The following is an 11,586-nucleotide window of genomic DNA, read 5'->3' as shown; positions in this document are numbered from 1 at the left end:
CGCCCGGACCCCGTCCCGCCCGACCCTCGCCCGGTCTCGATCCGCCGCTCCGCGGCTACTCGACCACCCGGAGGACACCGGCGGCCGCAGGCTCGCACTCCGATCCGCCACCCTCTCGCCGCACCCTCCGAGGCGAACCGGCGATCCGCGTGTCAGCGGATCGTCGTAGCCGGACGCACGACGCTCTCACCGACCCGGCCACCCTCCCCAGCCGACCGCGCCGAGCCGGGCAGGGACCGGCTCGGAATTCAATACAGACAGTTCGGCCCCAGCAGGCTCTTCAGCTCGCCGAAGAGGTCCGGGGTGATGCGCACGGGGAACGGCACCTCGAACACGCGGGCCGTGTCGCCCTTGATGAGCTTCAGCCGCACCTCGGTCTGGCCGGAGTGGCGGATGAGCACGTCGCTGAGCTGCGAGACCGTGTCGGTGGTCGCGCGCGACTCGGGCATCGAGACGGTGAGCGGTCCCGAGTCGCCGTCCTGGCTCATCTCGGGGGCGAACAGGCTGAACGCGTGCAGGTTCATCCCGTCGTCGCGCATGCTGACGCGGCCTCTGACGACGACGATGGAGTCGTTCGTGAGCGCCGGGGCGAACTCCTGGTACGCCTTCCCCATGAACATGCAGGTGATCTCGCCGCCGAAGTCCTCGACCTGGATCATCCCGTACTGGTTGCCGGAGGCCTTGGCCATGCGGTGCTGGACGCTCGTGACGAGGCCCGCGACGACCACTGTCTCGCCGTCGGCGATCGTCTCCGAGATCAGCAGGTCGGCGATCGTGGTGCTGTAGTGCTTGGCGAGCTCGGTCTCGAGTCCGGCGAGCGGATGGTCGGACACGTAGAGCCCGAGCATGTCGCGCTCGAAGGCGAGCTTGTCGCGCTTGGCCCATTCGGGCCGCTCGGGCACCTGGATCGCGGCCTGCGGCTCGTCCCAGAGGCTGTCGAAGTCGAAGCCGACCTGGCCGTTCGCCTCGTTGCGCTTCTCCCCCACCGCCGCCTCGACGGCGTCCTCGTGCACCTCGACCAGGGCGCGGCGGGTCGAGCCGAGCGAGTCGAAGGCGCCGGCCTTGATGAGCGACTCGATGGTGCGCTTGTTGGTCACCTGCAGCGGCACCTTGCGGAGGAAGTCGTGGAACGTCTCGAAGCGCCCCTTCTCCTCGCGGACGGCCCGGATGCCCTCGACGACGTTCATGCCGACGTTGCGGACGGCGCCGAGGCCGAAGCGGATGTCGGTGCCGACGGCGGTGAAGAAGCCGATCGACTCGTTGACGTCCGGCGGGAGCACCTTGATCCCCATCCGCCGGCACTCGTTGAGGTAGGCGGCCATCTTGTCCTTGGAGTCGCCGACGCTGGTGAGCAGCGCGGCCATGTACTCCGCGGGGTAGTGCGCCTTCAGGTACGCCGTCCAGTAGGAGACGACGCCGTACGCCGCCGAGTGCGCCTTGTTGAAGGCGTAGTCGGAGAAGGGCAGCAGGATGTCCCAGAGGGTCTTGACGGCCTCCATCGAGTAGCCGTTGGCGATCATGCCGCCCGAGAAGCCCTCGAACTGCTTGTCCAGCTCGGACTTCTTCTTCTTGCCCATCGCGCGCCGCAGCAGGTCGGCCTGCGCGAGCGTGAAGCCCGCGAGCTTCTGCGCGATCGACATGACCTGCTCCTGGTACACGATCAGGCCGTAGGTCCCTCCGAGCACCTCCGAGAGCGGCTCCTCGAGCTCCGGATGGATCGGGGTGATCTCCTGCACGCCGTTCTTCCGCAGCGCGTAGTTGGTGTGGGAGTCGGCGCCCATCGGGCCCGGCCGGTAGAGCGCGAGGACTGCGGAGATGTCCTCGAAGTTGTCGGGCTTCATCAGTCGGAGAAGGCCGCGCATCGGGCCGCCGTCGAGCTGGAACACGCCGAGCGTGTCGCCTCGGGCGAGGAGGTCGTAGGCGGCCTGGTCGTCGAGCTCGAGGTCCTCGAGCACGAGGTCCTGTCCGCGGTTGGCGCGGATGTTGTCGAGGGCGTCGTCGATGATCGTGAGGTTTCGCAGCCCCAGGAAGTCCATCTTGATCAGCCCGAGCGACTCGCACGCGGGGTAGTCGAACTGCGTGACGATCTGGCCGTCCTGCTCCCGCTTCATGATCGGGATGATGTCCAGCAGCGGATCGCTGGACATGATGACGCCGGCCGCGTGCACGCCCCACTGGCGCTTGAGGTTCTCGAGTCCGAGCGCGGTGTCGAAGACCAGCTTGGCCTGCGGGTCCTCGGCGATGACGTTGCGCACGTCGAGCGCTTCCTTGTAGCGCGCGTGGGCGGGGTCGTTGATGCCGCTGAGCGGGATGTCCTTGCCCATGATCGCGGGCGGCATGGCCTTCGTCAGCTTCTCGCCCATCCCGAACGGGAAGCCGAGGACGCGCGAGGCGTCCTTGAGAGCCTGCTTCGCCTTGATGGTGCCGTAGGTGACGATCTGCGCGACGCGCTCGTCGCCGTACTTCTCGGTGACGTAGCGGATGACCTCGCCGCGGCGACGGTCGTCGAAGTCGACGTCGAAGTCGGGCATGGAGACGCGGTCGGGGTTGAGGAAGCGCTCGAAGATCAGGCCGTGGCGCAGCGGATCGAGGTCGGTGATCTTCATCGCGTAGGCCGCCATCGAGCCGGCACCGGAGCCGCGGCCGGGACCGACGCGGATCCCGTTGCGCTTGGACCAGTTGATGAAGTCGGCGACGACGAGGAAGTAGCCGGGGAAGCCCATCTGCAGGATGACGCGGGTCTCGTAGTCCGCCCGGTCGCGCACCTCCTGGGAGATGCCGTCCGGGTAGCGCTCGCGCAGTCCGGCCTCGACCTCCTTCACGAACCAGGTGTCCTCCGTCTCGCCCTCCGGCACCGGGAAGCGGGGCATGTAGTTCGCCGAGGTGTCGAACTGGACGTCGCAGCGCTCCGCGATGAGGAGCGTGTTGTCGCAGGCCTCGGGGTGGTCGCGGAAGACCTGGCGCATCTCGCGCGGCGACTTGAGGTAGAACTCGTCCGCGTCGAACTTGAAGCGCTTGGGGTCGTCGAGGGTGGTTCCGGACTGCACGCAGAGCAGCGCCGCGTGCGAGGTCGCGTCGTGCGCGTGCGTGTAGTGCAGGTCGTTGGTGGCGACCAACGGGAGGTCGAGGTCCTTCGCGAGCCGGATGACGTCGCCGATCACCCGCCGCTCGATGTCGAGGCCGTGATCCATGATCTCGGCGAAGAAGTTCTCCTTGCCGAAGATGTCGCGGTAGTCGGCGGCCGCCTGGCGGGCCTCCTTGTACTGGCCGAGGCGCAGGCGCGTCTGGACCTCGCCGCTCGGGCAGCCCGTGGTGCCGATCAGGCCCTCGGAGTACTGCGAGAGGATCTCGCGGTCCATGCGCGGCTTGAAGTAGTAGCCCTCGATCGACGCGCGCGAGGAGAGGCGGAAGAGGTTGTGCATGCCCGTCGTGGTCGAGCTGAGCAGCGTCATGTGGGTGTAAGCGCCGGAGCCGGACACGTCGTCCCCTCCGCCGTCGCCCCAGCGGATGCGGGTCTTGTCGGAGCGGTGCGTCCCCGGGGTGAGGTAGGCCTCGGTGCCGATGATCGGCTTGATCCCCGCCGCCGTCGCGGTGCGCCAGAAGTCGAAGGCGCCGAACACGTTCCCGTGGTCGGTCACGGCGATGGCCGGCATGCCCTCCTCGACCGCCGCGTCGATCAGCGGCTTCACCCGCGCTGCACCGTCGAGCATCGAGTACTCGCTGTGCACGTGGAGGTGGACGAAGGAATCGTTACTCGGCAAGGATGCGCCTCCGGCGGACTGCGGGCAGGGGAGGGATGGCCGGCGACCCGGGAGGGCCCGTGGACACGGCGGGAAGAAGTCTAACCGCGCCGGACGCGGGTCCGGCCGGGAGAGCGCGGATCACTCCCCGCGCAGCACCTCGAGGGCGTGCACCAGGTCGTCGGGGTAGCACGCCTCGAACTGCACCCACTCCCCCGAGCCCGGGTGGGTGAAGCCGAGCCGGACCGCGTCGAGCCACTGGCGGGTGAGGCCGAGCCGCTTCGAGAGGGTCGGATCGGCGCCGTACATCGCGTCGCCGACGCACGGGTGGCGCTGGGCGGCCATGTGCACGCGGATCTGGTGGGTGCGGCCGGTCTCGAGGTGGATCTCGAGGAGGGAGGCGAACGGGAAGGCCTCGATCGTCTCGTAGTGGGTCACCGAGGGCTTGCCGTCGGCGCGGACCGCGAACTTCCAGTCCGAGGACGGGTGGCGGCCGAGCGGGGCGTCGATCGTCCCGGCGAGCGGGTCGGGGTGGCCCTGCACGACCGCGTGGTAGACCTTCTCGACCGTGCGGTCGTGGAACGCGCGCTTGAGGTGCGTGTAGGCGCGCTCGGACTTCGCGACGACCATGAGGCCGCTCGTGCCGGCGTCGAGCCGGTGCACGATGCCCGCGCGCTCGGCCGCACCGGAGGTCGACACGGTGAAGCCCGCGGCGGCGAGGGCGCCGAGCACCGTCGGTCCCTCCCAGCCCACGGCGGGGTGCGCGGCCACTCCGACGGGCTTGTCGATCACCACGATGTCGTCGTCGTCGTGCACGATGCCGAGGCCGGGGACCGCCATCGGCACGATCCGCGGCTCCTCGCGCGGGCTCCACTCGACGCTCAGCCAGGTGCCGGCGTGCACGCGGTCGCTCTTGTCGAGGACCCGTCCGTCGGCGCTCACTCCGCCCGCCTCGGCGACCTCGGCCGCGAAGGTGCGCGAGAAGCCGAGCAGCTTCGCGACGGCCGCGTCCACGCGGAGGCCGTCGAGCCCGTCCGGGACCGGCAGCTCTCGGGACTGCGCCATCAGCGTCCGCCGGGGCGGTCGGCGTCGCGGGCCGCCTCCTCGACGGAGGAGGCCGCTGCGGGGGCGCCCGCTCCGGGGGTGGCGGGAGCGCCGTCCTCGGACGCGACCGGCTCCTGCTCGTCGCGGCCCGCGCGCTCGCGGGTGCCGTCGAGGCCGACGCCCCGCACGCTCAGGAGGACGAACAGCGCCATCGCCGTGCAGATCGAGATGTCGGCGACGTTGTAGATCGCCGGGAGCAGCCACGGCGTGAAGAGGAAGTCGACGACGTGTCCGAGCCCGAAGGAGGGCTCTCGGAACAGCCGGTCGAAGAGGTTGCCGAGGGTGCCGCCGAGCAGCAGGCCGAAGAAGACGCCCCACGCGGTGGAGCGGATCCGGCGCGAGAACCAGATCACGGCGACGACGACGCACGCCGCGATGATCGAGAAGATCCAGGTCGACCCGCTCGCGAGGGAGAAGGCGGCACCCGGGTTCTTCACGTAGTGCAGGATCAGGACGTCGCCGAGGACATGGACGTCCTCGCCCAGGGGCAGGTTCGCCGTGACCAGGAACTTCGCGGTCTGATCGATCGCGAAGACCGCCAGCGCGACGAGGCCGAGGGTGACGAGCACCCTCGGCCTGACGTCCGCTGCGGCGGGACTACGCCCCAAAGCCCGACAGCGAGGACTCCGTCGACGCCGGCTGGGTGTCGAGGTCGCGGAGCTGGCCCTCGATGTAGCTCTTCAGCTTCTGGCGGTACTCGCGCTCGAAGGTGCGGAGCTCGTCGATGCGGTGCTCGACCGTCGCGCGCTCCTCCTCGAGCTTCGCGACCTGCTGGCGCTGCTTGGCCTCGGCCTCGGCGACGATGCGGGCGGCCGTGGCACGGCCCTCGGCGACGAGAGCGTCGCGCTTCTCGGCACCCTCGCGCACGTGCTCCTCGTGGAGGCGGCGGGCGAGCTGCAGGAGTCCGCTGGAGCTCTCGGCCTCGTCGACCGGAGCCGACTGCGAGGAGCTGACGGGAGCGACGACCGGTGCGGGAGCCGGGGTGGGCTCGGGCTCGGGCTGCGGCTCCGGCTCGGGTGCCTCGTCGACCACCGGGGCGGGAGCAGGAGTGCTCTCGCGCGGGGCGTCGGAGACTCGGGCGTCCGAGGGGCGGCTGTCGCCGGAGGAGAGGCGCTGACGAAGCTCCTCGTTCTCCTGGTTCAGGCGGCGGAGCTCCACGACGACCTCGTCGAGGAAGTCGTCGACCTCGTCCTGGTCGTATCCCTCACGGAACTTGGTCGGCTGGAACCGCTTGTTGACAACGTCTTCGGGAGTGAGCGCCATGGCTTTCCACCTTCGATTTCAAGTAGGTACACGTTTAACAACGCGCGACTAAAGCTAGCAACTTCAGGCGCACGGCGCAGTGCTGACACCGCGGGGAACGTCCGGACGTGCCAACGATACAGGGACGGTCAGGCGCGCTGGAGCCACGTGGCGATGTACATGCCCACGATGACGCAGAGCATGGTGAGGCTCCAGCCGAAATCGAGCGCGATCGGACCGATCGAGACCGGCTTGATCAGGCGTCGGAAGAAGCCGATCGGCGGGTCCGTGACGGTGTAGACGCCCTCCGCGGCGACGAGGCCGGCACCGCGGGGGCGCCAGTCGCGTCGGATCACGCGGACGAGGTCGAGCACGAACCGCGCCCACATCGCGAAGAAGTAGAGCAGCAGCACGAAGTACAGGACGCTCCCGAGGAGCGAGACGACGGAGGTCACCGGGGGCCAGGGCTCCCCGGGATCAGGACTTCGCGAAGAACGACGCGTCGGCGTCGCTCTCGGCGGAGGCGGAGTCGCCGGCGACGGTGATGTGCGACGGCGAGAGCAGGAAGACCTTGCTCGTCACGCGCTCGATGCGGCCGTAGAGGCCCTGCGAGAGTCCGCTCGCGAAGTCGATGAGGCGGCGGGCGTCCGCATCGCTCATCTGCGAGAGGTTGATGATCACGGGGATGCCGTCGCGGAAGTTCTCCGCGATGACCTGCGCGTCGCGGTACTGCTTCGGGTGGACGGTGAGGATCTCGTTCATCTCGGCGGGTGCCGTCGCCTTCGGGGTCTGGGGGGTGGGCTTGCGGAGCGGGGTGACCGTCGCGCGGGGCTGCTGCACCGGCTCGACGGGAGGGACGGGCTGCACCGGGGAGACCGGTGCGCGGTGGGCCGTCGCCGGGGCCGCCTCGACGGGCTCTGCGCGCTCGTACTCGACCTCTTCGTCGGCGAGTCCGAGGTAGACCATCGTCTTCTTCAGCGGGTTGGCCATGGGGTGTCCTCCGTGTCGTGTGTGCTCCCACAGGTGGGTCACCACGAGGTTAGGTGCGGGCGGGGCGTTCTCCGGTGATTGCCGATCCGATTCGCAGGTGTGTCGCACCCTCCGCGATCGCCTCGGCGAAGTCGTTCGACATGCCCGCCGAGATCGCCGTGGCGGAGGGCTCGACGGCGCGCACGCGGTCGGAGATCGACCGGAGCCGGGCGAAAGCCGGACGGGGCTCCTCGTCCAGCGGAGCGACCGCCATCACGCCGCGCAGCGTGAGGCCGGGCGCCCCGGCGAGAGCCTCGGCGAGGGGCTCGACGTCGGCGGGCGACGCTCCCCCGCGGTCAGGATCCTCGGTGAGGTTGACCTGCAGGAACACGTCGAGCGGCTCCTCCCCCGCCTCCAGCAGCGGGACGAGCGCGAGCCGGTCGACGGAGTGGACCGCGTCGGCGTAGCGGCGCACCTGGCGCGCCTTCTTGCTCTGGAGCTGCCCGATGAAGTGCCAGCGCGCAGCAGTCCCCGCCAGCTCGGCCGACTTCTCCTGCGCCTCCTGGTGCCGGTTCTCGCCGAAGTCGACGACGCCCAGCTCGAGGAGGTCGCGGAGCAGCGACACGGGGTGGAACTTGGTCACCACGATGGTCGTGACCGAGGACGCCTCGCGACCGGCCGAGCGGGTCGCGTCGGCGACCCGCTCGGAGACCTCGGCCCAGCGCGCGGCCAGCTCCGGATCCGGCACGACTACTTGAGGAAGTCGGGGATGTCCAGGTCGCTGTCGTCGTCGTCGAAGGACGGGTCGGCGACAGGGGCCGGGGCGGCGACGGGGGTGCTCGACCAGATCGAGCCGGCCGCAGGGGCGGCGGCGGGAGCCGGGACGGGCTCGGCGGCCGACTCGCTCGCCGAGCTCTGCTGCTGGCGCGGCTGGGCGATCGCGGCCTGAGCGGTCCCGCCCGGCTCTCCGCCGTCGAAGCCCGCGGCGATGACGGTGACGCGCACCTCGTCGCCGAGCGTGTCGTCGATCACGGCACCGAAGATGATGTTCGCCTCGGCGTGCACCGCCTCCTGGACGAGGCGCGCCGCGTCGTTGATCTCGAAGATGCCGAGGTTCGAGCCGCCCTGGATCGAGAGGAGCACGCCGTGCGCGCCGTCGATGCTGGCCTCGAGCAGCGGTGAGGCGACGGCCAGCTCGGCCGCCTTGATCGCGCGATCGGCGCCGCGCGACGAGCCGATGCCCATCAGCGCCGAGCCCGCGCCCTGCATGACCGACTTCACGTCGGCGAAGTCGAGGTTGATCAGGCCGGGCGTGGTGATCAGGTCGGTGATGCCCTGGACGCCGGCGAGGAGCACCTGGTCGGCGGTCGCGAAGGCCTCGAGCATCGAGATGCCGCGGTCGCTGATCTCGAGCAGGCGGTCGTTCGGGACGACGATGAGCGTGTCGACCTCGTTCTTCAGCGTCGCGACGCCGGCCTCGGCCTGCGTCTGCCGACGGCGTCCCTCGAACCCGAAGGGCTTGGTCACGACGCCGATGGTGAGGGCGCCGATCGACTTGGCGATCCGCGCGACGACGGGCGCGCCGCCTGTGCCGGTGCCGCCGCCCTCGCCCGCGGTGACGAAGACCATGTCGGCCCCCGCTAGGACCTCCTCGATCTCCTCGGCGTGGTCCTCGGCGGCGCGGCGGCCGACCTCGGGGTCGGCGCCGGCGCCGAGTCCGCGGGTCAGCTCGCGGCCCACGTCGAGCTTGACGTCGGCGTCGCTGAGCAGGAGCGCCTGGGCGTCCGTGTTGATCGCGATGAATTCGACACCGCGCAGGCCGAGCTCGATCATGCGGTTGACGGCGTTGACGCCGCCACCGCCGATGCCGACGACCTTGATCACGGCGAGGTAGTTCTGGTTTGAAGTCACGTCTCCGGCCTCCGGGCTGAACCTTAAACCTGTAGTTGAGGCTTAAAGTTATGCTGAGTATGCATTTGGGGTTCGGCTCCGACGGTAGGCGGAGTCCGGTCGCGCTCCCAGCAGACACGCCCGCAACGCTCGAAAGAACACGCGGATCCGCCGCCGGTCAGGGCCGGGGCGCCACGACGGCGGCCTGGGGCGAGGACACGTCGTAGGTGCCGACGACGGCGGGGTCGGTCGCGGCCATCAGCTTCTCGAGCACGACGGCTTTGAGCGCCGACTCGTCCGACCCGCCCCAGACGACTTCCGTGCCGTTCTGCAGGGTGAGCGAGACGTCGTCGCCGGTCGTGGCCGTGGCGGCCGTCACCTGCGGAGCGAGCGACGCGGGCAGGGAGCGCAGCACCCGTGCGGTCGCGCGGAAGCCGGCTCCCGAGGCGTCGCCGGACGCGGTGGTGAGGACCGGGTAGCCGGGCTGCGCCGAGTCCGCCGTCTCGATGACGACTCCGGCCGCGTCCACGAGCTCGAAGCGGCCCCCCGCCGCGATCACGCCGAGGGGCTTGCGCTCGACGATCGACACCACGAGGGTGCTCGGCGGCCGGGTCTGCACCGAGTAGCTCTGGATGAGCGGGGACGCGCCCAGCACGCGGCCGACCTCGTCCCGGTCCACCAGGGTGAGCGGGACGCCGAGCTGGTCGTCGAGCTCGCTCTGCAGGGCGGCGGCGTCGACGCGCTGGGTGCCCGAGATCTCGATCGTGCGCACGGCCATGAGCGGCGAGAAGGCCGCGACCCCGACGATCAGGGCGAGGGCGACGAGCGACCCGGCCACGACCAGGGCGATCAGGCGGCGCCGACGCGCGCGCTTCGTGAAGCGGCGGACCTCCCCCCGCTCGTAGCGCCTCCGCTCGCGAGCGGCCCGGGAGACGGCCCGGTTCTCGGCTCCGGGCAGGCGCAGGCCCGAGAGGGTGCGGCGGACCGCGCCCGCGCGCCACGGAGTGCGCTCGGCCGACTCCGGGTCCACGCGGATCGCGGTGACGATCCGGATCGGCTCGGTGTCCGGCTCCGGCTCGCCGCCGCGCGCGGTGACGCTCCGACCGGGCGCCGGAGGGCGTCCGCCGTCGGGCCGCTTCACGGCCGCTCCCCCGCTTCGGGCGCGAGGACCGCGGTCATCGTGCGACCGGCGCGGCCTCGCTCGCGCCGAGCGACTCGAGCACCTGCGGGATGATCCGGTAGACGTCGCCGCAGCCGAGGGTGATGACGAAGTCGCCCTCGCGCGCGATGCCGGCCGTGAGGCGGGCCGCCTCCGCCCAGTCCGGGACGAACGAGACGTGCGACGGGTCGGCGAACTTCTCGCTGACCAGCGCTCCGGTCACTCCGGGCTCCGGATCCTCGCGCGCCCCGTAGACGTCGAGGACGATCGTCTCGTCGGCGTAGCGCTCGAGCGTCTCGGCGAACTCGCGGGCGAAGAGGCGGGTGCGGCTGTAGAGGTGCGGCTGGTGCACGGCGATGATGCGGCCCTCGCCGACCACGGTGCGCGCGGCGGAGAGGGCGGCGGCCACCTCGGTGGGGTGGTGGGCGTAGTCGTCGTAGACGCTGACTCCGCGGACCGCTCCGTGCAGCTCGAAGCGGCGCTCCGTGCCTCCGAACGCCGACACGGCCTCGAGCGAGACGGCCGGATCGAAGCCCAGGCCCACCAGCACTGCGAACGCGCCGGCCGCGTTGATCGCGTTGTGCCGGCCGGGGATGCGGAGGCGGGCCGAGTAGCGCCTGCCCTCGTACTCGACCGAGAAGCCGACGGGGCCGACGAGGTCGAGGTCGACGACGCGGACGTCCGCCCCCTCGGCCTCGCCGAAGGTCAGCACCCGTCCGCCGTCCAGCCGCTCGGCGACGCGGACGGCGCCGGGGTCGTCGGAGGAGATGACGACGAGCTCGCTCGCGGACGAGGCGAAGGTGACGAAGGCCTCCTCGAACGCCTCCAGCGATCCGTAGTGGTCGAGGTGGTCCGGGTCGACGTTCGTGATGAGGGCGACCGCGGTGTCGTAGAGGAGGAAGCTGCCGTCCGACTCGTCGGCCTCGACGACGAAGACCTCGCCGGAGCCGGCGGCGGAGGAGGTGCCGAGGCTGTCGATGATGCCGCCGTTGACGAAGCTGGGGTCGGCGTCGACGCCGAGGAGGCCGGTGACGATCATGCCGGTCGACGTGGTCTTGCCGTGCGCTCCGGCGACCGCGACCAGGCGCTTGCCGCGCACCAGCCAGGCGAGGGCCTGCGAGCGGTGCAGCACGGGCAGGCCGCGCTCCTTCGCGAGCAGGTACTCCGGATTGTCGGGCCACAGGGCGGAGGTGACGACGACCGCCTCGGCGTCCCCGAGGTTCGCCGCGTCGTGGCCGATGGCGACCGGGACGCCGAGCTCCCGCAGCTGCTCGATGGGGTGGGACTCGCGGACGTCGGACCCGGTGACCCGGTGCCCGGCGTGGTGGAACAGCCGGGCGATCCCGCTCATCCCGGAGCCGCCGATGCCGATGAAGTGGACCGAGCCGAGCTCGTCGGGGACGGTGATGCCGAGGTCGGGCTTGATCACGGGGCTCTCGCTTTCGGGTGGGTCGCGGCGGGCGGGAGGGGTCTCCCGCGGTG

10 protein-coding genes are annotated in these 11,586 nt (G+C 70.8%); all 10 read right to left on the bottom strand.

Annotated elements, in window-relative coordinates:
* Positions 1 to 248 precede the first annotated feature (248 nt).
* The 10 genes from dnaE to murC all read right to left on the bottom strand — a co-directional run bounded on the left by dnaE (position 249) and on the right by murC (position 11,533).
* On the bottom strand, positions 249 to 3,710 hold the full coding sequence (gene dnaE, locus C5C29_RS11085; protein ID WP_374953253.1) for a DNA polymerase III subunit alpha: 3,462 nt from the start codon (positions 3,708 to 3,710) through the stop codon (positions 249 to 251).
* A gap of 171 nt (positions 3,711 to 3,881) precedes the next feature.
* Positions 3,882 to 4,805, bottom strand: a complete 924-nt coding sequence (locus C5C29_RS11080; RefSeq protein ID WP_104222602.1) for an RluA family pseudouridine synthase — start codon at positions 4,803 to 4,805, stop codon at positions 3,882 to 3,884.
* A complete protein-coding gene (gene lspA, locus C5C29_RS11075) occupies positions 4,805 to 5,413 on the bottom strand; it encodes a signal peptidase II (protein ID WP_104222601.1) in 609 nt (202 codons plus the stop codon). Before lspA ends, C5C29_RS11080 begins: the two co-directional genes overlap by 1 nt.
* 28 nt (positions 5,414 to 5,441) lie before the next feature.
* On the bottom strand, positions 5,442 to 6,107 hold the full coding sequence (locus C5C29_RS11070) for a DivIVA domain-containing protein (protein WP_104222600.1): 666 nt from the start codon (positions 6,105 to 6,107) through the stop codon (positions 5,442 to 5,444).
* Between the two features lie 128 nt (positions 6,108 to 6,235).
* A complete protein-coding gene (locus C5C29_RS11065; RefSeq protein ID WP_258059242.1) occupies positions 6,236 to 6,541 on the bottom strand; it encodes a YggT family protein in 306 nt (101 codons plus the stop codon).
* A gap of 22 nt (positions 6,542 to 6,563) precedes the next feature.
* A complete protein-coding gene (locus C5C29_RS11060; protein WP_104222599.1) occupies positions 6,564 to 7,076 on the bottom strand; it encodes a cell division protein SepF in 513 nt (170 codons plus the stop codon).
* Between the two features lie 49 nt (positions 7,077 to 7,125).
* Complete coding sequence (locus tag C5C29_RS11055) at positions 7,126 to 7,803, bottom strand: YggS family pyridoxal phosphate-dependent enzyme (protein ID WP_104222598.1); 678 nt, start codon at positions 7,801 to 7,803, stop codon at positions 7,126 to 7,128.
* 2 nt (positions 7,804 to 7,805) lie between these two features.
* Positions 7,806 to 8,966 (bottom strand): cell division protein FtsZ, encoded by a 1,161-nt coding sequence (ftsZ, locus tag C5C29_RS11050; protein ID WP_104222597.1) that lies wholly within the window; start codon positions 8,964 to 8,966, stop codon positions 7,806 to 7,808.
* A 157-nt stretch (positions 8,967 to 9,123) separates the two neighbouring features.
* Entirely contained in the window at positions 9,124 to 10,086 is a 963-nt protein-coding gene (locus C5C29_RS11045; RefSeq protein ID WP_104222596.1) for a cell division protein FtsQ/DivIB, read from the bottom strand.
* A 34-nt stretch (positions 10,087 to 10,120) separates the two neighbouring features.
* Positions 10,121 to 11,533, bottom strand: a complete 1,413-nt coding sequence (gene murC, locus C5C29_RS11040; RefSeq protein ID WP_104222595.1) for a UDP-N-acetylmuramate--L-alanine ligase — start codon at positions 11,531 to 11,533, stop codon at positions 10,121 to 10,123.
* Positions 11,534 to 11,586 lie beyond the last annotated feature (53 nt).

The organism is Rathayibacter sp. AY1H2, assembly GCF_002931985.1.
Lineage (GTDB): Bacteria > Actinomycetota > Actinomycetes > Actinomycetales > Microbacteriaceae > Rathayibacter.
This window is presented reverse-complemented; position numbering and strand designations above follow the sequence as displayed.